General features: G+C 63.2%; 18 protein-coding genes. 3 read left to right on the plus strand and 15 right to left on the minus strand.

Features of this window, described 5'->3' with window-relative positions:
• Positions 1-50: 50 nt before the first annotated feature.
• Together PspS04_RS13370 and PspS04_RS13375 are read right to left on the minus strand one after the other, a co-directional pair.
• The gene (locus PspS04_RS13370) at positions 51-1,724 is read right to left on the minus strand and encodes a hypothetical protein (protein ID WP_237234995.1); all 1,674 of its coding nucleotides are present in this window, start codon (positions 1,722-1,724) and stop codon (positions 51-53) included.
• Positions 1,721-4,942, minus strand: a complete 3,222-nt coding sequence (locus tag PspS04_RS13375) for a dermonecrotic toxin domain-containing protein (protein ID WP_159995801.1) — start codon at positions 4,940-4,942, stop codon at positions 1,721-1,723. The genes PspS04_RS13370 and PspS04_RS13375 overlap by 4 nt, the downstream gene beginning before the upstream one ends.
• 162 nt (positions 4,943-5,104) lie before the next feature.
• Here PspS04_RS13375 and PspS04_RS13380 point away from each other — a divergent pair, with 162 nt between their 5' ends.
• The 3 genes from PspS04_RS13380 (at position 5,105) to PspS04_RS13390 (ending at position 6,899) form a co-directional block, all read left to right on the plus strand.
• Complete coding sequence (locus PspS04_RS13380; protein ID WP_159995803.1) at positions 5,105-5,401, plus strand: DUF5629 family protein; 297 nt, start codon at positions 5,105-5,107, stop codon at positions 5,399-5,401.
• On the plus strand, positions 5,388-6,563 hold the full coding sequence (locus PspS04_RS13385; RefSeq protein ID WP_174244577.1) for a lactonase family protein: 1,176 nt from the start codon (positions 5,388-5,390) through the stop codon (positions 6,561-6,563). Before PspS04_RS13380 ends, PspS04_RS13385 begins: the two co-directional genes overlap by 14 nt.
• Positions 6,564-6,719: 156 nt before the next feature.
• The gene (locus PspS04_RS13390; protein WP_095168809.1) at positions 6,720-6,899 is read left to right on the plus strand and encodes a hypothetical protein; all 180 of its coding nucleotides are present in this window, start codon (positions 6,720-6,722) and stop codon (positions 6,897-6,899) included.
• 172 nt (positions 6,900-7,071) lie between these two features.
• On the opposite strand, the gene PspS04_RS13395 is transcribed toward PspS04_RS13390, so the two are convergent.
• From PspS04_RS13395 to PspS04_RS13455, 13 genes are all read right to left on the minus strand, one after another.
• The gene (locus tag PspS04_RS13395) at positions 7,072-7,683 is read right to left on the minus strand and encodes a glutathione S-transferase (RefSeq protein WP_159995805.1); all 612 of its coding nucleotides are present in this window, start codon (positions 7,681-7,683) and stop codon (positions 7,072-7,074) included.
• Positions 7,680-11,321, minus strand: coding sequence for an AAA family ATPase (locus tag PspS04_RS13400; RefSeq protein ID WP_159995807.1), 3,642 nt, complete (start codon positions 11,319-11,321; stop codon positions 7,680-7,682). The genes PspS04_RS13395 and PspS04_RS13400 overlap by 4 nt, the downstream gene beginning before the upstream one ends.
• Positions 11,318-12,562, minus strand: a complete 1,245-nt coding sequence (locus PspS04_RS13405) for an exonuclease SbcCD subunit D C-terminal domain-containing protein (protein WP_159995809.1) — start codon at positions 12,560-12,562, stop codon at positions 11,318-11,320. The genes PspS04_RS13400 and PspS04_RS13405 overlap by 4 nt, the downstream gene beginning before the upstream one ends.
• 113 nt (positions 12,563-12,675) lie before the next feature.
• Positions 12,676-14,316: a BatD family protein gene (locus tag PspS04_RS13410; RefSeq protein WP_159995811.1), complete on the minus strand. Its 1,641-nt coding sequence runs from the start codon at positions 14,314-14,316 to the stop codon at positions 12,676-12,678.
• The gene (locus PspS04_RS13415; protein WP_159995813.1) at positions 14,313-16,076 is read right to left on the minus strand and encodes a vWA domain-containing protein; all 1,764 of its coding nucleotides are present in this window, start codon (positions 16,074-16,076) and stop codon (positions 14,313-14,315) included. Before PspS04_RS13415 ends, PspS04_RS13410 begins: the two co-directional genes overlap by 4 nt.
• On the minus strand, positions 16,073-17,149 hold the full coding sequence (locus tag PspS04_RS13420) for a vWA domain-containing protein (protein ID WP_159995815.1): 1,077 nt from the start codon (positions 17,147-17,149) through the stop codon (positions 16,073-16,075). The genes PspS04_RS13415 and PspS04_RS13420 overlap by 4 nt, the downstream gene beginning before the upstream one ends.
• Positions 17,142-17,636, minus strand: a complete 495-nt coding sequence (locus tag PspS04_RS13425) for a DUF4381 domain-containing protein (protein ID WP_095168802.1) — start codon at positions 17,634-17,636, stop codon at positions 17,142-17,144. Before PspS04_RS13425 ends, PspS04_RS13420 begins: the two co-directional genes overlap by 8 nt.
• Positions 17,633-18,577 carry a DUF58 domain-containing protein gene (locus PspS04_RS13430; RefSeq protein ID WP_095168801.1) on the minus strand — a complete coding sequence of 315 codons (945 nt, stop codon included), beginning with the start codon at positions 18,575-18,577 and terminating at the stop codon, positions 17,633-17,635. Before PspS04_RS13430 ends, PspS04_RS13425 begins: the two co-directional genes overlap by 4 nt.
• Before the next feature lie 5 nt (positions 18,578-18,582).
• The gene (locus PspS04_RS13435; protein WP_020800601.1) at positions 18,583-19,542 is read right to left on the minus strand and encodes an AAA family ATPase; all 960 of its coding nucleotides are present in this window, start codon (positions 19,540-19,542) and stop codon (positions 18,583-18,585) included.
• 520 nt (positions 19,543-20,062) lie between these two features.
• Complete coding sequence (locus tag PspS04_RS13440) at positions 20,063-21,391, minus strand: MFS transporter (protein ID WP_159995817.1); 1,329 nt, start codon at positions 21,389-21,391, stop codon at positions 20,063-20,065.
• 65 nt (positions 21,392-21,456) lie between these two features.
• On the minus strand, positions 21,457-22,650 hold the full coding sequence (gene lhgO, locus PspS04_RS13445) for an L-2-hydroxyglutarate oxidase (protein ID WP_095168799.1): 1,194 nt from the start codon (positions 22,648-22,650) through the stop codon (positions 21,457-21,459).
• Positions 22,651-22,756: 106 nt separating this feature from the next.
• Complete coding sequence (locus tag PspS04_RS13450) at positions 22,757-23,467, minus strand: FadR/GntR family transcriptional regulator (RefSeq protein WP_095168798.1); 711 nt, start codon at positions 23,465-23,467, stop codon at positions 22,757-22,759.
• Positions 23,468-23,542: 75 nt separating this feature from the next.
• Positions 23,543-23,896, minus strand: a complete 354-nt coding sequence (locus tag PspS04_RS13455; RefSeq protein ID WP_095168797.1) for a hypothetical protein — start codon at positions 23,894-23,896, stop codon at positions 23,543-23,545.
• Positions 23,897-24,213: the final 317 nt, after the last annotated feature.

A 24,213-nucleotide genomic window follows, 5' to 3' on the forward strand; every position in this document is an offset into this window, starting at 1 on the left:
TTGTGGTCCAACCCACCGCGCGGATCCGCGCTCCTCCAGGTTGTTGGGTCTCAGACTGGCAGCAGGTCGAGGAACAGTCGCCGATCCAGGGGTGGGGAGATCGGGCTGTAGAGGTCCCTGACGATTTTTCGGTTGTCCGTTCCAGCCTGGGCCAGCAGGTCCTTGAACGTTATAAACCGATGCTCTGGACGTTTGAGGTGTGCGGCTGTGTAGGCTTCGGGTGCGCTGGTGCTGCTGCTGTAGTGAAAGTGGGCGTACCACAACACCGTGAGCGAGTTCTTCTCGCGTACGGCGAACTCCGTGACGTAGTCCTGTGCGGCTGTGGGTTGCGGGCCGTGGACCAGGCCGATATCCACCGCGCCGTGGGCTCGCAGGTAGTCGATATTTTCAGCGCGGGGGCGTTGGGCCTTGTAGCCTTCGCTGCAATGTCGTTGGGCTTTGCTCCTGATGTCGAGGGCTTCCTGGCGCAAGCGCTGAACGCTCTGCATCGCGTCCTGTTTGTCCCCGTGGTTGCTTTCGATTTCGCTGGCCACCGCTTCGATCCGCTGTGCCTGTTGGCTGAGCATGTCGTTCCAGTCACGGGGATTGAGTTCATCGCGTCGTTGTGGATCGACGAGTTTCCTTTTCTGGAACTCGATGGATTTTTCGATGGCGGGGACTTCATCGATCAGCCGGTTGCCTTCCGCGCGCAGGGTCGCCAGGGCGCGTGCTTGAGGCTTTGGTGCCGGTGGCGTTGGTTTTGCTTCGACGATTTCCACCCAGCCTTCGTCGGGATTCTCCATGAAGCGCGCGCTGATCTCTTCGGTGATGGGGTTTCGAGTGACGATGGTCGGGAACGTGCTCCCAGCCTCCGCAGGCACCAGGTCGCCCACCAGGGTGCCCTTGTCCCGGGATTTGAAGACACGTCTGGAGCGGGGTGTGGTTGGCGGGGAAGTGACGACAGTTGCGGGCGGGGTCAGGTGCTCGTCTTCGCGCAACACCGCCGCCAATTCGGCCTCGGCGCTGTTGCGCACCCAATCCAGGCGTTCGATCAACAAAGGCATGTAGCGTGGGTGGACGCTGTTGGAATCCAGCTCTACCAGTGCGCGGCTGGTCTGAATGTACTGGTTGTAATGCTCGATCAGGTTAGCCAGCACTTCCTTGCGCTCCGAGACGCTGAACCCTTCGCTGCTGAGCAACTCCAGGTGGGAGTCCTTCATGGCATACAACGAGGTCTTGCGGTTTATGTGGAGTGTCAGGAAGTAGTCCTCCTGCGGTGTGGTCGCCTGGGGGATGGGTTCGAGGCTCAGCTCGACGAGAGCATCGAGTGTCTCCAGGGTCGCGCTGAGTCGCGTGTAGTTTTTACGCTTGGGGTTTGCATCGAGGAATTTGACGCGCTGTGCCGGGCCGGTCTTGCAATGCTGGGTCATTTCTTCCAGCGCGGCTTCGAAGGCCATGACGGCCTGTGCATAGTGTTCGGCGGCGGCGAAGTTGGTCTCCACGAAGTCATGGACAACCCTGGCCGACGCTTCGTCGTGGATCGCTTCATACATGTCTGCCAGCGATTGACCCCGTTCGGAAGTAAAGGAGGCCACGTAGACGCTTGCCTGCTCAAGGGTTCGAACCTCGTAGGCGGCCAGGATCTGCAGGTATTGCGTAATGGACTTGGTCTCGGCATCAAACTTGCCATCGGCTTCCTTCATCTGTGGGTAGGCCTTTATCAGGTCGCGACGTATTTCGATCACCCGATCGACAACGACCCGGTTTTTTCCAGGACCACCTGGAGATTCAGCCTGGCACGGGCACCCTGGACCATTTTGGCCGCGTGCTCGGCGATCAGGGCCTCGTCGTCAGGTGCATTGCCCAGGCTGCGTAGCAGGTCTTTCAGCTGATTGCGTACGCGTGTGCTCACCAGACTGGCGACCGCCACCTCCCTGAGCAAAGGGTTGGCCAGATCGATTTGGGCGTTCAGCGTGTCTTCGATCCGGTTGAGTTCAGCCAATGCCAGCGTACGTTTGTTCGCTATCGCCAGCTCTTTGGCTGATTTGCGCTGGTCCCGTCCACCTCCTTGCAGTTTCAATCCCTGGTCCAGGGTCCAATGGCCTTGTCCATCGGTCCTGAGCTTGAATCCCGGGTGCAGGGGTTTTTCCGGATGGATGATGAACACTTCGCCAAACCCGGGAACGATGCTTACACGAAACAGTAACCCGCTCACCGAGGCGTGCCAGCGATTGTCAATGCGATACAGGCCTTTGAAGGGACCGATCTCCACGGGGGAGGGTGGTGGCGCCGGCCAAACGACACTGAGCTCTCGCAGGGCGTCGAGCAGTCGACGGCTGGACGCGTCTCGGGCGTTTGACTGGATAAAGTCGACCAGGGTGTGGTCGCCGGCGGGAGGCTCTGAAGGTAGGCCGACCGATCCCTGTTCGATGGCTGCCGTTGGTTGAACCGCGGTTTCGGTTGCCGGTCGACGCAACGAGGCCAGGACCAGCGGCAGTTCAGCAACGGGCTCAAGTGTTGCGGACTCAATGGCCGGATGTTCCCGTGACGCACTGTGCAACACAATCAGCCCGATGTTGAGCAGTAGATCGACCCAGGCCAGCTCTCGGGTGGATGAGTCATCACTGTCCAGCCCGGCAATGTCCTGTTTGAGGCTCAGGGTCAACTGCAGCATCCAGCCGACCACCATGGCAGGCCCGCGCAACAGGGGCATGAGCACGGCATTGAACAACAGCCAGCCACCCTCCATCAGGATCGCCCAGCGGCTTTCGGCATTGGACACCGACTCCCGGTCAGCCAGATCCACCAGGGTCCGGGCATTGCTGCCATACAGGTACTGGGTCAACCGGCCGGTGGCCAGGCACTGCGCCAAGGAATCCGCAACCTCGCTGGCATTGTTGTCCCCCGCCAATTGTGCGGGGGCGGGAGCCGTCCACACAACGGTGTCGTCGCCTGGGCCGAAGCGCAGAATATGTGGGCTGGCAAAGCCATTGTGGCTGTAGATTGGCCGGGCTTTGTCTGACAACCAGCTGAGGACGCTGTCCTGTAGCGCTCCAGGCTGGGTGATCGCCTGTAATAGCGCGGCACGTGTCGGAAACTGGCGCAAGCAATCCTGATACAGCGGTCGATAGAGAATATGCGGGCCATTGCCGGTATCGCGCGGTTCAACGATGAACATGTTATTGACGGGATCTGCCGCCGCGCCGGGCTGGCGGATGAACGCCAGGGGGCGAATCACGATGTCCTGATCGTCAACCACGCGGTCGGCGGCACGGGTGTGCATCAAGGCCTTGAGGTGACGGTAACCCTGGAACGTAAAGCCCTGTTGCGCACGGATACTGTGTTCCAGGGCCTGCAGGGGCAGGCGCACCTTCAGTTCCTCACCGAACAAGGCTTCGCGCCGTTGCGACTCGGCGGTATTGGCGAGCAACAGCTCGTTGATTTTCTGCGGGTAGCGTTCGCCGATGTTGGCTCGGCTGATCAGGCCTTCGGTGCTGCTGAACAGGCCCTTTTCACCCAGCAGGTAGTCAGCGGTCAGCCACCCGGGCACGGGTTTTCCAGTCTTGTCGCGAACGCTCAGGCGACCGTGCGGCGCGCTGGCGAGGTTCTTGATGGCCAACTCGGTCAGGCTCATGGACTCCGGGACGAGGTAGCCGCTACCCAGGTCACCCACTGGCACATGGAAGGTCAATTCCAGATCGTCAGGCTCGCAGGTGGCGTCGGGGTGGTCCTGACGTATGAGCTCGCGCAAGGTGCGGGTGGTGAAGGCGTGCAGGTTCTCGATGCCGTCGAGAAACGAGGCGCCTGCCGTTTCTCGCTGCAGACGCGCCAACTCCATGGTCTCCAGGCGATAGGCAAAACGGTCGCGGGGGCTGGCATCGAGCAGCCATTGCGGCAGTGTCGATTCGATTTTGGCGCGGTGTTGCTGATCGGGCACCGGTGCGTCGATAAAGTAGGGTGCAGGATGGGTGGTGGCAGCGAACAGCCTTTGCAACACCGGCTCGCCATGGTTGGCCGGCAAGCGGATGGCGTCGAGTTCGTCCAGTTGGTGATTGAGCAGTAATGCGGCCTGGGTATCGAAAATATTGCCGTCGGGTTCGTAGCGCTTGACGATGATCCGGTCCGCCAGCACCTGGCGTGTGAGGTGCGCGCCCCAGTCCTGGGTGAACGCCTCCATGGATGGATAAGACTCGATGCTGCCAGATACCTTGCACAGCAGAATATGGCTGGCCTGTACCACGAGCAGATCGGGAGCCAGCAGGCGCGTGGTCGCACCGTCTCGGATAACACAGGTTTCAAGGCAATACGCATGCACGAAGCCGTCAGGATGAGGCAGTGCTTCGCGGTCGCGACGATCCGGGTGGCGAGTCAACGTATCAAGGACCATTCGCAATGGCTGGTGCTGTGGCGACAGTAGACTCGCAGCGTTGCTCAGGTTGCTGGCCAGCAGATCGCCCAGCCATTGCCAGCGGCTGACGCCTGTGTCGCCCGGTAGATTCCAGTAGGCCGTCAGCGCGTCCTGGTACTCGACGCTCAGGGTGTCGGCCAGGTCTGCCACCACGCGCTCGATAAGGCCCATGTCAGGCTCTTTGCTGCCATTGGCCTCATAGGTCAGGTGCGTGGGCACCTGCTGGGTCAGGAAGCAGCGGCGTTCATCGACGCTGACGGTAAAGTTCAGCGGTGTGTCATTGGCCAGGTACTCGAGGGTTACATCCATCAACAGCTTGAGATCCCAGCCACCGTTTTGATTGGGCGTGGCGAGTTTGGTCTTGCTCAGATCCAGGGACAGCGGCGGGTACTGCTTCACGATGCGCTCGTGCAAGACCTGCGCGACCACCTGGCGCAAGGTCGGTCGGCTGGCAAACTGGCGGGCAACGGCGTCGGCAAGGAAGTTGCCGCGGTTGGGCAACAGGGTGAGTGCCTGGCGGGTGCCCGGCTCGGGTGTCGATGCAATGATCGGCATAGCAGATTCCTTTCTGTGGTGTGGGAGGTGTGATTTCGCGCCAAGGATCGCAAGTCTGTCCGGGGCAAGTGCGGTAGTCCGTTACCGCTGAGGCATGCAAGAGGGGAAAGACGCGGGGGATTGGCCTATCATCAGCGTCTTTGCCACTGAAGATGGATTGTGATGACTGCTGCTTCAAAGACTCTGCTCAACGCCCTCGAAACCTGCGACATGCTGGAAATCGATGGCCTGCACGCCTTCGACTTCTCGTTGGACGAGGAGGATCAGTTGCACATCGAGTGCATGGATGGCCGCGCGATCAAGCATTGGGTGTTCAGCCTGGCCCAGGTGCAGGCGGCCGTGTTCGACGCCGACCTGCAGAGCTGGACCCTGAGCAGCGATGCCGGTGAGCACCGCCTGGTGTGCATGAGCGCGTTCAGTGGCAGCAACGATGAAGGCGAAGACCATGGGGATGCGTAACCTCTGGCCGCTCCTGGTGGCCAGCAGCTTCGCCGCGATGGGGGTGCAAGCCGCTCCCGCCGAGCCCCACGAGCTGTTGATCGGCAGCTACACCCAAGGCCAGAGCCAGGGCATCTATCGCCTGCAGTTCGACAGCCGCAGCGGCCAGCTCGACGCCACGCCGTTGCAAGTGTTCCAGAGCGCCAACCCTTCGTGGCTGACCTTGTCCCGCGATCAGCGGCAACTGTTCGTGGTCAACGAGAATGGCCCCGGACAAGCTGACGTGGTCGGACGCGTCAGCAGCCTGGCGATCGACCCCAAGACTCGCCAACTGAGCCTGATCAACCAGGTACAGAGCCTGGGCAACGAGCCGACTCATTCGAGCCTCAGCGCCGATGGCCAGTACCTGTTCGTCAGCAACTACTCGGTAGCGGCCGACCCGGGTGGCAGCCTGGCGGTCTTGCCGGTCAGCCGCGAGGGCCGGTTGTCGCCACCCGTGCAACTGAGCAGCCATCCGGCGAGCCGGGTCAACCCCGAGCGCCAGATGTCGGCCCACGTGCATTCGACGGTGTCGTCACCGGACGGTCGGTTCGTGTTTTCCAATGACCTGGGGGCCGACCAGGTGTTTGTCTATCGCTACGACCCCAAGGCTAATCCGGAGCACCCGCTGACGGCCGCCACGCCAGCCTCGGTGCAGTTGCCACCAGGCAGCGGGCCACGGCACCTGCTGTTCGCCGCCGATGGCAAGCATGCCTACCTGAGCATGGAGATGAGCGCGCAAGTCGCGGTGTTCGACTACCAGGATGGCACGCTGATCCAGCGCCAACTGGTGGACCTGGCAGCCGGGCAGCCAGCGGCGAAAAAAGCCGCAGCCGCGTTGCATGCCTCTGCCGATGGCAAGTTCCTCTACGTCAGCAACCGCGGTTCGGCCAACGAGCTGCTGGTGTTTGCCATCGACCCGAGCACGGGTGAGCTCAAGGAGCTGCAACGGCGTTCGGTGGAAGGCGATCATCCCCGCGAGTTCAGCCTCGATCCGAGCGGCCGGTTTGTGTTGGTGGCCAACCAGAAAAGCAACCAGATCGTCGTCATCGAGCGTGATGGACACAGCGGCCTGTTGGGTAAAACCGTGCAGAAGCTGGCGATCGATGCGCCCAGCGATCTCAAGTTCCTGTCCCGCCCGTAAGCGTGAGGCCCCGCCTGGCGGGGCTTGCACCGTTGTATTAATCGCAGTGATATCGGCTACTGATACAAAAGATTTCAAGCGCGCCAACCCTCGGGCGTAAGTTTGCTTCACGGCCTACACAGGCAAGCAAGCCAACTGCACACGAGGGTTACCGCCATGAACTTCAATCTCTTCTCCGTCATCGCCGCGTCCGCCATCTCAGCCAGCGTCGTGCTGCCAGCCAATGCCAGCGTCGAGATCAACGACAAAAGAACCGGCACCCAGACCTACACCCAGAAATACCTGCAACAGAGCGCCAATTTCTATGCGGCGCTGGATCATAAAGTCCAGCATTGATCTGCCAGGCACCGCCGATGTTGGATGTGCCGGCCCCATCGCGGGCAAGCCCGCTCCCACATGTTGAGTGGGTGTACCCAAAATCTGCGAACACCCCAAAATCACTGTGGGAGCGGGCTTGCCCGCGATGAGGCCGGCATAGCCAACATCAATGGTGCCTGATTCAGTGGTATCAGTGATGCTCGGGTTGCTTGGCCATGATCGCCGTGAACAACGGCGACTCGATCATCCCCGTAAGCCACACCTGCAACTGCGTATACGGTAGCTGCGCGAAGCCGTCGCGGTCGACGTGGGCGAACTGGCGGATAAAGGGCATCAGGGCAATGTCGGCCAGGCTTGGGTGATCGGCCACTAGATAGCGCTGCTGTTGCAGCAAGCCATCGAGCTTGCGCAGGAACACTTCGCCCTCGGCGCGGTAGTGCTCCCTGGAATGCTCCGGGTAGCGCTCGGCGTACTTGTAGCGATTGAGGCTGACCTTGAACACCTGGTCGTTTTCTTCGATCAGCGCCGCGGTCAGTGATTGGGCGACAGGGTTGTCCTTGAGCAGCCAGTCCTCGGGATCGTTCTGCGCCAGCGCCCAGGTCATGATCTGCAGGCTTTCGTCGATCACTCGGCCATCGGTACTCAGTACCGGCACCGTGCCTTTGCTGGAGAGCGCGAGCATCTCCGGCGGCTTGGCCTTGAGGCTGACTTCGACGATGGCCAATGGCACCGCGCTATAACGCAGCGCCATGCGTGCCCGCATGGCGTAGGGGCAGCGGCGGAAGGAATACAGCCGGTTCATTTCACCTCCAGGGTGCTCAGTCCGTTGCCTTGGCGACGCACCTGAATCTGCACCGGAATCCGCTCGTGCATTTCCTGCACGTGGGAAATCACCCCCACCTTGCGTCCCTGGGCCTGCAGGCCGTCGAGGGCGTCCATCGCCAGTTGCAGCGACTCCGGATCGAGACTGCCAAAACCTTCGTCGATGAACAGCGACTCGATTTTCAAGGTGCTCGAAGCCATCGAGGCCAGGCCCAGGGCTAGCGCCAGCGAGACCAGGAAGGTTTCCCCGCCGGACAATGAATGCACCGAACGCAGTTCGTCGCCCATCTCGGTGTCCATCACCAGCAGGCCGAGCATGCTGCCGCCGCGCTTGAGCCGGTAGCGCCGCACCAGTTGGCGCAATTGCACGTTGGCGTGATGCACCAGCAGGTCGAGGTTGTAGGCCTGGGCGATCTTGCGGAAAGTGTCGCCGGTGGCCGAGCCGATCAAGGCATTGAGCCGGGCCCAGCGCTGCCACTCCTGATACGCCTGGCTGATGCGTTGGGCCAGCGCCTGGTTGGCATCCTGGCGTCGTTGATCCTCGGCCTGTTGTGCGCGCAACTCGGCGCATTGTTGTTCGCTGATGGCGGCCTGTGCTTGCAGATCGCCCAGGGCCGCGGCCAGTTGTTCGCCGTCCAGGTAAGCGTTGTGCTGGGCCTGATGTTCGTGCAGGCGCTGCTCGCGTTCCTGCAGCAAGACCTTGGCTTGCTCGATCGCGGTTTCGCTGCGTTGCAACTGTTGGCGCAACTGGCTGACCTGTTCGTCGCTGTAGCCCAGCAACTGCGCAAGGCCTGCGTCGTCGAGTTCGGGATGCAGGGTACGCCATTCGGCGACGTTGCTCTGCAGTGCTTGGCGTTCGCTGTCCAGCGCCTGCTGGCGCTGTTGCTGGGCCTTGAGTTCGGCTGCCAGTTGGATGAGCTGGCTATGCACTTCCTGCAGTTGCTGGCTGGCCGTGGCTTGTGCCTGGCGCGACAGTTCGAGCGCTTGCTCCAGTTGTGTTTGCCAGGCTTCGGCACTCGGCTGGTCACCCAGCAGCGCACTGAGTTGCTGTTGGGCGCCGTGCAGCTGTGCGCTGAGCAGAGCGTGCTGCTGTTGCGCGGCCTCGGTCTGTTGCAGCCGGGTCAGTTGGCGGTCTTGTTCCATTTCCAGGCTTGGCTGGCGTTGCTGCTGCTCGTCCAGTTCTTCACGCTGGCGCGCCAGTTGCTCCAGGCGCTGGGCCACCTGTTGGTCGAGCTGGAGGAAGGTCGCCGCAGGTTCATGGCGCAGGCCTTCAAGGATGGCGCTCGGGAGCAGGTTGGCGAAAGCGGCAAGCTCTTCGTCCAGGCGTAGGCGGTCGTTGCCCAGCTCGCGCTGCTGCAGGGTCAGTTGTTGCGCCGCCTGCTGGCTGGCCTGTTCGGCGGCCTGCAGTTGCTGCGCCAGGCGCGCGGCGTCCTGTTGCAGGGTGAGCAGGGCGCCCTGGCGCTGTTCGTCCTGGCTGAGGTTCTGGTTCAACTGAGTGTTTTGCTGGGCCAGCCAGGCTTCGCGGCGACCAGGATCCTGCGCCTGCAACTGGGCTGCCAGCGGATGGGCTTCCAGGCTCGGGGCCAGGCTTTGCTGCTGGGTGAGGAGGTTTTCCTGCTGTTGCAGCAGCTCTTTTTGCTGGGCGATCACGCCGCCGACTTCGGCGCGCAGTTCGGCGAGGGTTTCCTTGAACAGGTCGACGGCTTTCTGGGCGCTGGCCTGTTCGTTTTCATCGTGTCGGCCCAGGCTTTGCAACAAGGCCTCGGGCTGGTGATACGGGTGCTCGACACTGCCGCAGACCGGGCATGGCTGATTGTCCTGCAACTGCCCGCGCAACTCCTCGACACTGGCGCTGCGGGCCAGGCGTTGGCGCTCCAGCAGCGCTTGGGTGACGGTCAGTGTCTGCTCGGCCACGGTCAGCTCGGCCTTGGCTTGAACGCCTTCGCGGGTCAGGCGTTCGCGTTCGCCCTGGGCACTGTGTAGGCGCTGTTGCAGGGCTTGCCCGCGATTGTCCAGCTCCTGTTGGTTGGCCCACAGCCGCGTCAGCTCTTCCACCGCCCGCAGTTGCTTGCGGTTGTCTTGCAGCAGGCTGCCGAGAATCTGGATCTGCTCGGCGACTGCCTGAGGTTCGACGTCGGCTTCGCTGTACAGCACCTGTAGCAGCTGACGCTGCTCCTCCAGGCGGCTGGCGCTGGTGCTCGCCTGATGTTGCAGCCCCTGCAGTTCCGCCTCGCCTTGTTTCAGGCGATTGCCCACCAGCATCAGTTGCTGCAAGCGCTCGCGGTGCAGGTTCCAGGCATCGCTGACCGGCGCCCACTGCAGGCTTTGCTCCAACTGGCTGGCGATGCTGACCAGGCGCTCGGCCACGCGCTGTTGTTGTTCGAGCATCTGGGTGATGGCTTGCTGGCCTTGCAGGCTTGCCTGTTCGGCGGTCTGCTTGAGCTCCGCCGAGGCGCTGATGGCCTGGGTCAGTCGCGCCAGGTTGCCTTGTTCTTCGAACGCCTGACGCAGCAGCGGAGCATTACTGGTGTGCTGCTGTTGCGCCTGAATCAGTGCCGCCTTGGCCGACTCCAGGCTCAGTTCCAACTGTGCCTGACGGGCGAGGTGTTCGGCCTGTTGGGCGCTGTGGTGCTGGATCGATGCGGCCAAGGGGCTCAACTGCGCATCAAGCTCGGCCTGGCGGGCAAACTGGTGACGTTGCGGGGCCAGGTGCTCCAGGCGCTTGAGGTTCAGCCGTGCGTCCGCCAGGGCATCCCAGGCGTGCTGGGCTTGTTGCAGTTGCTCGGCGCCCGCCAGTTGCTGGTCCTGGATCTGTTGCAGTTCCTTGAGCCAGGTGTGCTGCAGTTCCAACTGCTTGAGCTGCGCCTGTTGGGTCTTCAACTGCTGCTGGGCCTGGCTGAAACGCTGGTCGAGTTCGGTGCGGGCCTCGGGCTCCAGGGGGGTGACGCCGCTGGCCTGGTCCTGCAGCTGTTTGTGCAGCTCGCGGGTTTCCTTGCTCTTGTCGAAGGCGCGTTTGCCCAGACGGGTGTAGAGCGCGGTGTCGGTGAGTTTTTCCAGCAGTTCGCTACGGTCGTTGTCGTCGGCCTTGAGGAAGGCGCTGAATTCGCTCTGGGCGAGCATCACCGCCCGGGTGAACTGTTCGAAGTTCAGGCCCAGTACCGCTTCGAGCTGGGTCTTGTATTCACCTTTCTGGCTGGCCAGCAGTTGATCGGTGTCCAGGTCGCGCAGGCTCTGGCGGCTGGCCTGCAGTTTGCCGTTGGCTTTTTCCCGGGCACGGTTGGCTTCCCAGCGCGCGCGGTAGCGCCGGCCATCAATGCCGAGGAAGTCGACCTCGGCGTAGCCGTCGCCAGTGCCGCGGCGCAGCAGGGTGCGTGGATCGCCGGTGGCGATTTCGCCGTCGGCGTCCGGGACCTTGGCGTCACGCCCGGTGTTGTTGAGTCGCGGTACGGCGCCAAACAGGGCCAGGCACAAGGCGTCGAGCAGGGTACTTTTGCCGGCGCCGGTGGGGCCGGTGATCGCAAACAGGCCGGCACTGGCCAGCGGTTCGGCGCTGAAGTCGATCTCGAACGGCCCGGCCAGCGAGGCCAGGTTCTTCAGGCGGATGGCGAGGATCTTCATGGCTGTTCGCTCTCCTGCTGAACGTCTTGCAGCAGTTGCGCAAAATCGCTGAGGGTCTGTTCGTCGACGGCGCTGCCGTAATTATCCAGCCAGGCGCGACTGAACAGCTCCTGGGGCGTCAGTTGATCCAGTTCGATCAAGGTGTCGCCCTCATCGCTGCCACCCCCCGCGCCGCTGCCGGCGTATTCGGCGGCGATCCGCACCAGGCGCACGGCTTTGCCTTGCAGGGCGCTTTCCACCTGTTGGCGCAGGTCCGGTTGCGGCTCGTCGAGACGTACCCGTACCTCCAGCCAGGGCTGGCGCTGGACATCGGCCAGCAGGTCGATGTCGGGCAGTGCTGCCAGTTGGCCGAGGATATCGGCCAACGGTGCCGGACCCATGCGTTGCAGATTGACTGCCCGCGGAACCAGGCGCGGCTCGACGCTGACCAGGGTCGAGCCGTCGAGACGCACGTCGAGGATCTGGTGCTGGTAGCCAATTTCGGAAAACGACAAGGGGATGGGCGAACCGCAGTAGCGAATGCGCTCCTCGCCGTTGACCTTCTGCGGCTTGTGCAGGTGGCCGAGGGCGACGTAGCTGATGCTCGGGCCAAACAGGCTGGCGGGCAGGGCTTCGGCGTTGCCGATGATCAGGCTGCGCTCGGAGTCCTCGGACACCGAGCCGCCGGCCATGTGCGCATGACTGATGGCGATCAGCGCCTGGCCCGGCTGGCGCTTGGCGTTGGCGGCTGCGATCAGCCACTCATGCACCTGGCCGATGCCGCGCAGGTAGTTGTCGCCCAGGTGGGCGCCGGTGACTTCGGCAGGGCGCAGAAATGGCAGTGCCAGGCACCAGCCGGTGATCTCGCCCGAGGCGTCGGGCAGCGGGATCAGCAACCGTTCGGCATCCAGTTGCCCATCATCGAGCCACAGCACTCGGCCGAGGGCGTGGGTGCGCAGGCGGCGCATCAGCGGTGCGGGCAGTTCGATCCGGGAGCCGGAATCGTGGTTGCCGGCGATCATCACGATGCTCAGCGCGGGCTGTTGTTCGTGGGCACTGACGATGAAGTCGTACAGGCGTTCCTGGGCTTTGACCGGCGGGTTGACCGTGTCGAAGATATCGCCAGCAATCAGCAGCACGTCGGGCTTTTCCTGCCCCAGTTGACGCAGCAGCCAGTCGAGGAAACAACCGTGTTCGTAGTCGCGTTCCTGGCCATGCAGGTTTTGCCCAAGGTGCCAGTCGGAGGTGTGAAACAGACGCAAGGCAAACTCCGCTCATTCTGAAAGAGGTGGACTGTGTAGGGGCAACGCTTGCTGGCGATAACGTTCTTTGGGACGTGATCACCGTCAAGCCTTGCCCCTGCAGGGTATCGAAATTACTTAGGATAAAGCGGCGGCAAGCCACTGTCGCCCACCGGGTCCTGGACCCGTTCGGCGGTGGGGATGGCGCGGATCGCGCGCCACAGGTCTTCGCCTTGCCAGTGCTGTCCGGTTTCGCTGTAGAGCGCGCCGTTGAGGCCGTCGAGGGCGTCGGACAGCGGTACGAAGCGCGCCGCCATGTCAGCCAGGGTTTCCGGTTGCTGGCGCGCCCAGGCGTCCAGCGCCTGGCGGGTGGCCTGGGGGTCGTTGGCCTGGCTGGCGCGCTTGAGGTCATCGAGCAGGGTGCGTGGGCTCGGCCCGGTCTGGGCGGCGCGCAGGATCGCCGGTTGCCAGCGCGCGCGCCACCACAGGCCGAAGCCGAGCAGGGTGGTGCAGGACAGGATCAGCGTGGCGAGCTTCCAGTACCACAGCGCTTCGCTGTCGGCGGTGGGCTGGGCCGGCGCGTTGCCGGCCGGGGTGTCGACCATCAAGCTTGGGTTGTTCTGGATGTGCAGGGTTCGCGCCGGCAGGCTGCTGCGTTCCAGGCGGTCTTCGTCGGTGTTCCACCACACCACCTCGACGCCCGGCAACTCGATGTTGCCACTGCGGGTGGGAACCAGGGCTTCGCGGTCCTCGCGGCTACCGATCAGGCCACGGTCGCTCTGCTGATTGCTCAGTTGCGGTTGGTCGGGGTAGCGGCGCAGGCCGCTGACGTCAGTCGCCGGCAAGGGCGGCAGTTGTGAACTGGCCAAGCCTTCGGCCTTGAGCGTCAGGCTGCGGGTCAGCGAGTCGCCGACCTGGCTGCGGTCCGGTTCCGGGTTCCAGTGTTCCCCCAGGCTCAGGCTTCGGGCCGGTAGCCATGGGGTGTCCGGCGGATATTCGGCGGGCTTGACCTTGACGGTCAGGGTGGTCTCGGCGGAGCTGACGCGCAGCAACTTGCCGGATTTCGGCCCCTGGGCCGCGGAGTCCTGGCTCGGCTGGGCGTCCACCAGGGTGGCGCTGAATATCTGCGGCGGGATGCTCAGGACACCGCTGTGCTGCGGGTAAATGGCATAGCGCTGTTCAATCACCCCATGGCGCAGGTCATTGATGACTTTTTCGTAGGTGCGCGACTCGCCCAGCGGTTCGACGCGCGCATCGGGAATCTGCAGCGGCGTGATATTGCTGTCGTCGTACAGCGACACCGAGTGGTAGATGCGCAGGGTCAGGATGGCCTGGGCCTGCACGTAGACGCTGTCTTGATCCAGGCTGGCCTCGACGAACACCGGTGCCAGTTTGCTCGGGGTGTCCTGGGTCTGGCTTTGCACCACGGTCAGCTCAATCGGTTCGCTGGTGAATTCCCCCAGTTGCAACGGCGCAATTACCACGCTGCCGGTGAGCTTGGGCAGCAGGGTGATGATCCAGCGGGTGGTGGCGTGATTTTCGCCGTTGAGGCTGGTCAATTGGTTGACCTGACGGGTGCCGCGTACTTCGAACTGCGCCTCCAGGGCACTCAGGTCGGGTTTGCCGAAAAGCGTGACATCGTTGGATTCCAGGGTCAGCTCCACCGTTTCCCCGGAACTCAGTTGGTTGCGGTCGACGCTGGCGACCAGGCCCGCCGCCTGGGTTTGCAGGGTGCAGAACAGCAGGCCGAGTGAGAGTGCGGTGCAGCGGTTCATCGAGTTTTTCCCTGATCTTGATGTTGTTGCTGTTCGTACCAGAACTTGCGTCTGAGCAGTTCTCCCGGTTCATCGGGGATTTTACGCAGCCATTGTTCCAGCGCTTCGCGGTGTTCGCCATTGAAGTCGTTATCGGCGCTGCTCAGCGGTGGGGTGGTGGTTCGCTCGTCGCCCAGTTCACTGCCCGGCACTTCATTATCACCCGGCTGGGGTGGGTGGTCGGGGTCGGGTTGCGGCTCGGGTGGATTCTCCACCACGGGTTCGGCTGGCTCGCTCGGGGTCTCGGCGGGTTGTTCTGCGCTGCTGGAAGGCGGTGTCGCAGTCCCCGGCGGTGGTGTTTGTGCACCGGGTGGCGGGGTTTCCTCACTGGTCGGTTCTGGCGCGGAGGCAGGCGGCGTGGCGTTCTGCTTGATCAGCGCCTCGACCAGGGCTTTGTTGGTTTGTGCCGGGCGCAATTCCGGTTGTTGCTCCAGGGCTTGCTCGTAGGCATCCAGCGCAGCCTCCAGTTCACCGCTCTTGGCCAGGGCGTTGCCGCGATTGTAGTGGGCTCGGGCGTCGCTGCCCTGGGCGAAACGTTCGGCGGCCGCGGCATACTGGCCGGCCTCGTACAGCGCCACCCCTTGCCATTGCGGGTCCTGGAAATGCTCGGCGGCGGCCAGCGGCTGCTTCTGGCGGAGCAGGTGCAGGCCCTGTTGATCAGGGCGCAACCACAGGTCGTTGAACTCGAAGGCCTGGCTCGGTTGCGGCAGCATGAACAACAGCGGCAGGCACAACAGCCAGCCCCTGCGCCCGGCGCAGGCGGCGAGCAGCAACAGCGGCAGTAACAGCCAATAGCCCTGGTCGGCCCAAGTGTCGAGGCGCAAGGTCTGGCCGTCTTCACGCAGGCTGTGGGGTGCGTCAAACAGGCCCAGGCCGCGCAGGTCACTGTCATCCACCCGCGCCTGGCGATAGCGGCCGCCCAGCTCATTGGCAAAGGCTTTTAAACTCGGGCTGTCCAGGCGTGGCACCAGGATCGCGCCCTGGGCGTCCTTGAGGAAGCTGCCATCCTCGGCGGTGACAGGTGCACCCTGGGGCGTGCCGATGCCCAGCATCAACCACTGCGGGGCCTGCCCGCGCAGGGCCTGGCGAATACCCTGGCGCTCCGGTTCGCTTAGAGACGAGCCGATCAACAGGATTCGTCCCTGGCCCAGGGCGCCACGCTCCAGCAAGGTCAGTGCCTTGGCTACGGCGAGGTCGGCGCGCTGGCCGACTTGCGGCATGATCGAGGGCTTGAGGGCTTCGAGCAGGTTGCGGCTGGTGGCCAGGTCATCCGAAAGCGGTACGAGGGTGTGGGCGCTGCCGGAATACACGACGATTGCGGTTTGCGCATCGCTGCGGCTCTGCAGCAGGTCGAGTAGTTTGCGCCGCGCTTGCTCGAGGCGCGTCGGCGTGACGTCGGTGGCGAGCATTTGCGGGGTCAGTTCGAGCAATACCACCAGCGGGTCGGCGGGTTTTTGCGCGGACTGTTCGACCCGGTCCCAGCTCGGACCGAGCAGCGCCAGCACGGCCAGCAGCCACGCCAGGCCGAGGACGATCCACGGGGTCTTGCTCTCACGGCCACTGCCACCCTTGAGCAGTGCGGCGTGAAAGGCCGGCGGCAGGATCATCTGCCAGCGCCCGGCACGTTTTTGCCGGTGCCAGAGTTGCCACAGCAACCAGCCCAGCAGCGGCAGCAGCAGTAACCACCAGGGACGGAACCAATGGGGCCAGAGGGCGATCATCGACGCCTCCGCAGACGCAGGCGTTTGAGCCGTTGGCGCCAGTCCGGGTGCTGTTGCAGAAAGTGCGACGAGTTGAACAGGCGTTGCAGTGGGTTGTGCGGCCAGCGTTCGCGAATCGCCAGCAGCATGCTCATCAGCAACGCCGCCGCCAATGGCCAGCTGTACAACGCCTGGGCGGGGCGGGCCTGGGTGGGTTGCTGGATCACCGGTTCCAGTTCGTCGAGGGTCTGCTTGATCGCCTCCAGCTCGGCACCGTCGCGGGCGCGGAAGTAGCGCCCGCCGGTGGCCTCGGCAATTGCCTTGAGCGCCGGCTCGTCAAGGTCCAGGCTCGGGTTGAGGCCGAGCAGGCCCAGGGTCCCGGTTTGTTCCGGGTCGGCGCCGATGCCGATAGGGTAGATCTTCACGCCTTCTTCGGCTGCCAGGCGCGCGGCTGTCAGGGGATCGATTTCGCCGCCATTGTTGGCGCCGTCGGTGACCAGGATCAGCACCCGGCTTTGCGCCGGACGCTGGCGCAGGCGCTTGAGGGCCAGGCCGATGGCGTCGCCAATGGCGGTGTTCTTGCCGGCGATGCCGATCCGCGCCTCGTCGAGCCAGACCCGCACGGTGCGGCGGTCGAACGTCAGCGGGGCCTGCAGGTAGGCCTGGCTGCCGAACAGGATCAGGCCGACCCGGTCACCATCGCGCTGCTCGAGAAAGTCGCCCAGCAGGTGTTGGACCAATTCCAGGCGGCTGACGTCTTCGCCTTGCCACTGCATGTCGGGAAAGTCCATCGAGCCGGACACATCGACGGCCACCAGCAAATCGCGGCCACTGGCGGCGATTGGCAACGGCTCACCCAGCCATTGCGGGCGGGCAGCGGCTACCAGCAGCAGCAACCACAGGAGTATGAACGGTGCCTGCTGGCGCCAGGCCGGCAGGTTGGCTCGGGCGCGACGGCGCGCCAGGCCTTCAAGGTCGCTGAGGAAGCTGACCTTGAGCGCCGGCTCGCCGCTGTCGGCCACCGGCAGCAGCACGCGCATCAGCCACGGCAGCGGCAGCAAGGCGAAAATCCACGGCCAGGCGAACTCAAACATGTTTGCGGATCCAGGTGTCGATGGCCTGGGTCAGGCCGGCGATGGCCTTGTCATCGAGTTTGCATTCCGGCTTGTAGGCGCCTTCGACCAGGATCATCCAGCGGGTGAGGCCGGCAGCGGGGCAACGGTTATCGAGGAACGCCAGCCATTTGCGGCCGTTGAGGGTGTGGCTCTGGCTGTAGGGATAGTCGTTGCGGCACAGGCGCTTGAGCAACCCGTTGAGTTGTTGCAGCCAGGCCCCGGCCGGTGCGCCGTCGTAGGGCTTGGGCATCTGCGCCAGCTCGGCCAGCGCCGCGACCCGCAGTGGGTCCAGAGGTTGGTCGGCGCGCACCAGGTTGCGCTTGACCGGCAGCAACCGGCGCAACTGCCACAGGCCAAAGCCGAGCGCTGGCAACAGCAGGAGCAGCAGCCACCAGCCCGGGGCAGGTGGCCAGAACGGGATCGGCGGCGGAGTCATCAGCGGCTGCAGTTGCTCGAGGCTGCTCATTGGCTTTTCCCCGGGCGTTGCGGGTTGAGGTATTCGCGCAGTTGCTCGACCATTTCGCTCTGGGTGCTCAGGGGCATCAGCAGCACCCGCAGTTTTTGCGCCAGCAACTCCCAGCGGGCGATCCGCGCTTCGGCCTGGGCGCGATAGCTCTGGCGCAGTTCGACGTTCAGGGTGTCGAGCTCCAGTTGCGCGCCGCGCTCGGCAAAGCGCAACAGGCCGGCGGCGGGGAGGGCGTGGTCCAAGGGGTCGGACAGCGGCAGCAGCAACAGGTCGCAGTGGCGTGACAGCAGGCTCAGCTGCTGCTCGGCGCCCTCGGTCAGGGCGCGCTCGTCGCAGATCACGATCACCAGACTGCCGGGGCGCAACACTTCCCGGGCGCGACGCAGGGCCATGCCGAGGTCGTCGCTGGGCGGTTCACCTTCGGTGCTCAGGCTCTGATTGACTCGCACCAGGCGGTTGAGCAATTGCAGCAGGCTCTGTTTGCTGCGTCGTGGCTTGATCTCGTAGTGTTCGTTGTCGCCATAGACCAGTCCGCCCACCCGGTCGTTGTGGCCGAGCGCGGCCCAGCCGATCAGGCTCGCGGCCTGGGCGGCGAGGACTGACTTGAACATCAGCCCGGAACCGAAGAACAAGCGGCGGCTTTGCTCGACCATGATGAAGATCGGGCGTTCGCGTTCTTCGTGAAACAGCTTGGTGTGGGGTTCCTGGGTGCGTGCGGTGACGCGCCAGTCGATGGTGCGCACGTCGTCGCCAGCCTGGTAGACCCGCACCTGGTCGAAGTCGACGCCACGCCCGCGTAGCTTGGAGTGGTGCAGGCCGATCAGCGGGCTGCGCTGGCTTGGCGTGGAAAACAGCTGGACTTCGCGCACGCGATGGCGCATCTCGATCAGCTCCGAGAGGCTGACACGGATGCCCGGCTCGGGCGCTGCGGGGGTGCTCATCGGGGTCAAGCGACGGCTACGACGTCGAGAATCCGCTGGACCACGCGGTCCTGGTCGATACCGGCGGCTTCGGCTTCGAAGGACAGAATGATGCGGTGGCGCAACACGTCGAACAGTACCGCCTGGATGTCCTCGGGGCTGACGAAGTCGCGACCGGCCAGCCAGGCGTGGGCCCGGGCGCAGCGGTCGAGGGCAATTGAGCCCCGCGGGCTGGCGCCGTAGGCAATCCATTCGGCCATTTCCGGGTCGAACTTGCCCGGTGTGCGGGTGGCCATCACCAGTTGGACCAGGTACTCCTCCACGGCGTCGGCCATGTACAAGCCGAGGATTTCCTTGCGCGCGGCAAAAATCGCTTGCTGGCTGACTCGACGTTCGGGTTTGGTTTCGCCATTGAGCGCTTCACCGCGTGCCTGTTGCAGGATCCGTCGCTCGACGGCGGCGTCCGGGAAGCCGATTTTTACGTGCATCAGGAAGCGGTCGAGCTGGGCTTCGGGCAGCGGGTAGGTACCTTCCTGCTCGATCGGGTTCTGCGTGGCCATCACCAGGAACAGCGGTGACAGCTCGTAAGTGCTGCGCCCGACACTGACCTGGCGCTCAGCCATGGCCTCCAACAGCGCCGACTGCACCTTGGCTGGAGCCCGATTGATTTCGTCGGCCAGCACCAGGTTGTGGAAGATCGGCCCTTGCTGGAACACGAAGCTGCCGGTTTCCGGGCGATAGATTTCGGTGCCAGTGATGTCGGCGGGCAACAGGTCGGGGGTGAACTGGATGCGATGGAACTGGGCTTCGATTCCTTCGGCTAGCTCTTTGATGGCCTTGGTCTTGGCCAGGCCCGGTGCGCCCTCGACCAGCATATGGCCGTCGGCGAGCAAGGCGATGAGCAAACGCTCGATGAGTTTTTCCTGGCCGAGAATCTGCGTGGAAAGAAAGGTTCGCAGCGCCAGCAGCGCTTCACGGTGTTCCATCGTCGAGTGTTCCTGGAAGAGGCCCGGGGTACACAGCATCAAGAGCGCCCGGGCGGGGGCTGCTACTTTAATCTATCCGGGCCCCTGGCGACTAACGGCACCGGGGAAAAATCTGCAAATAAGTAGGTGGGCGCAAGTAACCTAGCGTTCTTGCCCCTGACGTTCGGGCTGTGCATCAAGATCAAAAGCACGGCGGCCAGGTTTTTCCAGTGGGCACATCCATTGTAGGAGCGGGCGCCCGCTTGCGGCTTGCTCGCGATGGTCGTCAACGAGAACGCAGGCATCCAGGATGAACCCGGCGCTCTCGAGATCATCGCGAGCAAGCTCGCTCCTACAATGGATGTGCTCACAACACAAAATGCGTGACCGACTCCACCCCCTGTAGGAGCGGGCGCCCGCTCCTACAATGGTGTTGGGGGCTGAGGATGTTGCATACACCCACCAAGCCTATGGGAGCTGGCCTGATCAGCCCTCACCGCAGAAGCGGATATACCCCCATACGCGCGACCCCAACCCGTAATCAGTTCTTGAAGCTGGAATGCTTACGCCCCTGGTCAAACAGCGCAAACACCACCACCAGTACCCCGGAAATCAGCAAAATCACCGCCACGCCATCGGTAGAGTGGGTCGCCGAGTTAGCCACCAACGCCAGCCCACCCAAAGGCGCCAGGCCACCGGCGATCGCGGTACCGATTTCACGGCCGGTGCCAAACCCCGAAGAACGAGTCTGGGTCGGGAACTGCCGGCTGAGGAACGAGCCCTGGGGCGCGAACATCATGGGCGCGAGGATCCCGGTGCCGATAGCAATGGCCAGGTAGATCATCAGCGGCTCGCCAGTGTTGAGCAGGGTCAGGAACGGATAGGCGAACAGCGCCGAGAGCACACCGCCGAGCATCAGCACTTTTTTGCTGCTCCACTTGTCGCAGAGCCAGCCGAAGCACGGCACGGCAACGATCGCCACCAGGCTGGCAATGGTCACCGACAACGAGGTGACGTGGGCTTCGACACCCTTGAACTGGGTCAGGTAAGCCAGGGAGAAAGTCTTGAAGATGTAGCTCAGGGCGTTGTAGCCAATCGCTACGAACAGCACCACCACCAGGCCCTTCATGTCATTTCTGAACAGCAACTTGAGCGGCGAAACCTGTTCCTTGGCAACGGTGGCGTCGAGTTCCTTGAACTGCGGGGTTTCCGGAATGCTGCGACGCACCCACAGGCCTACACCCACCAGGACGATGCTGCAGATGAACGGAATGCGCCAGCCGCCGGACAGCAGGAATTCGTTGCCATTCATGGTCAGCACGTAGACGGTCAGCGACGACAGGAGCAAGCCCAGGTTCAGGCCCAGGGCCGGCCAGGCGCCTTGGCTGCCGCGCTTGCCTTCGCTGGCGTGTTCGTAGGAAGTGACCGCGGCGCCAGACAGTTCGGCACCCGCGCCCAGGCCCTGGATGATCCGCACCAGCACCAGGATGATCGGCGCCCAGATGCCAATCGCGGCATAGCTGGGAATCAGCCCGATCAGGGTGGTGCACACGCCCATCATGCAGAAGGTGATGACCAGTACTTGCTTGCGGCCGAAACGGTCGCCCAGGTAGCCAAACAGAATGCCGCCGAACGGACGGGCGATAAAGCCAATGGCAAAGGTCGAGAAGGCCAGCAGCGAGGCGACTGCGGGGTTGCTCGGATCAAAGAAGATTTTCGAGAAGACGATCGCCGCCATGGTGGCGTACAGGTAGAAGTCGTACCACTCCAGCATCGAGCCGAAGATTGTCGCGGCAGCCACCTTGCGCAGGCGTTTTTGCTTTTGCAGCGGAGTTTCCGGGGCGGTCGGGGCCGCTTGATGTACCGACATCGGTGATTTCCTTGTGGGTCTTTGTAGTTATTTTTTAGTGGGTGAAGCCACCCGTGCAGCGGGGTTCAGCGATTCTTGAGGATTTTCTCTGCGATCATCTGGCCGATGGGAATGGCCGAGGTCGCGGCCGGCGAAGGGGCGTTGCACACGTGGACCATGCGCGGCGTCTCGGCGAACAGGAAGTCATGCACCAGGGTGCCGTCGCGCATGACCGCCTGGGCGCGGATCCCGGCTTCATAGGGCAGCAAGTCGTCGACTTCCAGCGACGGGCAGTATTTGCGGCACTGTTCCAGGTAGCCGCGCTTGAACAACGAGTTCTTCATTTCCGTGGTGCCGGAGCCGAGGTTGTTCCAGATGGTTTTCCAGAAGCCCGGAAAGCTCGCGTACTCGGCGACGTCGCGCCAGTTGATCGAGAACTTGCGATAGTTCTCCCGGCCCAGGCCCAGTACGGCGTTGGGGCCGACCGTGACACTGCCATCGATCATCCGCGTCAGGTGCACGCCGAGGAACGGCAGCTCCGGGTCGGGAATCGGGTAGATCAGGTGGTTGACGATCTCATTCCTGGACGCTGGCAGGCGGTAGTACTCGCCACGGAACGGAATGATCTGATGGTCAATCTTGACCCCGGCCAGCTTTGCCAGGCGGTCGGATTGCAAGCCGGCGCACGCCACCAGTTGCCGGGCCTGCCAGACCTGGTCGAGGCTGCTGACGGTGACGCTGTCGGCGCTTTCGCTAATCGCGGTAACGCTGGTCTGCAGGCGGATTTCGCCGCCTGCGGCCTCGATGACCCGAGCCATGGCCTGGCATACCTGGCGGTAGTCGACAATCCCGGTGGCATCGAGAAACAGTCCGCCCAGGCCGACGATGTTTGGCTCGCGGCGGCGCAGTTCGGCCGCATCCAGTTGCTCGACTTTCAGGCCGTTCTGTTTCGAGCGCTCATACAGGGCATGCATGCGGCTGACTTCCAGCGGCGTCGAGGCCACCAACAACTTGCCGCAGACGTCGAACTTGATCTGGTGCTCGATGCAGAACGCCTTGGTCGCCTCGGCGCCACGCTTGCACAGGTCGGCCTTGAGGCTGCCGGGGGCGTAGTAGATGCCGGCGTGGATCACGCCACTGTTGTGCCCGGTCTGGTGTTGCGCCAGCACCGCTTCCTTTTCCAGGATCAGCAACGAGGCGCCGGGCTGGCGTTCGAGCAGCGCCATGGCGGTGGCGAGGCCGACGATGCCGCCGCCGATGATGCAATAGTCATAAATCATGCAGGTGTCACCTTGGATTGCTGGCAGAGAGTCTGCTTATCAGGTTGTCAGACAAAGTATTCGGTAAAAAAGACGCCAGTCGTGGCGTCCTCGGTGTTGCCGGTATTCAGTCGATGCTGGGCAGGTCGATCTTCAGGCGCTTGGCCGCTGCGCGCAGGTGCGCTTCGGCACAGGCGGCCGCCTGGGTGCGGTCGCCAGCGGCGATGGCTTCGTATAGGGCTTGGTGTTCGCGTCCGGCATCGGCCGAGCCGCCTACCGAGTGTGCTGCAGAGTTTTCCCACGCCCTGCGTCGGGCTTCGGCCAGTTGGCCACGCAGGAAATCGTGGAAGGCCACGAAGTAGTCGTTCTTGCTGGCATCGGCGATAGCCCGGTGGAACTCGACGTCGGCCAGGGCCGCTGCAGCAAAGTCGCTGCGCTTGTCGTGCATTTCCTCCAAGGCGCTGCGCATGCGCAACAGGTCTGCGTCGTCGCGGCGCTGGGCGGCGATGGAGGCGGCCTGGGTTTCGGTCCACAGGCGCATTTCGAACAGTTGCACCAGGTCGGGCTTGCGGCCTTTCTGGCTAGGAAAACGGAACACTGTGCCGTTGGGGTTCTGGGAAATGTACGAGCCCAGCCCGCGGCGACTGATCAGGATGCCATCGGCCTTGAGCTGGGCCACGGCCTCACGCACCACCGAGCGACTGACATTCAGTTGTTCGGTCAGTTGCTGTTCGGTCGGCAGGCGCGATTCGGCGGTCAGGCGACCGGATTCGATTTCTTCGCGGATCGCATTGACCACTCGTTCAACCAGAGAGTCGGGGCGCTGTAGCTGAAGCATGAGGAGTGTGGCTCGCAGGTCAGGTTGTCAGACAATGCCCGTGCGCTGATTTCTTGTCAAGAAATCAGCTGGCCATTAGAGCTCGCTCAAGTAGGTGCCGGTGCCCTTGAGGATGTTCTGCAGGGTTTCTTCAACTTCGGCCAGGTCAGATGCGGCGGTGCTGTGGAGGATTTCCAGGTGATCGTCACCGTTCAGGGCATCGGCGTCGGCCGCGGCGATTTCGATCAGCAGGCGGGTAGGGCTGAGGGTGACTTTGACGCCGTCCAGGGTCGAGGGCTCGCCATCGAGGGTGATTTCCAGCTCGTCTTCGTCCGGGTAGCGGGTCATCAGGAACATGTCGCCCTGATCGCTGTGGCAGCACAGCATGGCCAGGTTGTCTTCTTCGTCATCGCACGGGTTGGCGATCAGGTGGGCGGTGGTCAGTTGCATGTGAGCAGTCCTGGCGCGGGGCGCGGTGTTGGCAGGCAAAGGGTGATTTTGCCAGTACCGGGCATTTTTTGCTTCGCTAGTTTTGTGTTGGTGATGCTTGAAGTCCGACGCTGGCTGGGTCGCCCAAGTGCAGCCTGTAGGCGTTTTCCTTAAGTTAAATATCTATTGTGTGATTGAACTTTCCGCTGTTGTTGTAGGGGTAAAGGAGGGCGTAGGAATAATAACAAGTTGCGCAGTTATTGCTTGTTTGCAGCACGCTATGTCCCTTACGTTTGTGCCTTCAGAGCAAGGGAGTGCAGGGTAAATTGATTGAAGGG

It is taken from the genome of Pseudomonas sp. S04, from assembly GCF_009834545.1.
In the GTDB taxonomy this organism is placed as follows: Bacteria; Pseudomonadota; Gammaproteobacteria; order Pseudomonadales; family Pseudomonadaceae; genus Aquipseudomonas.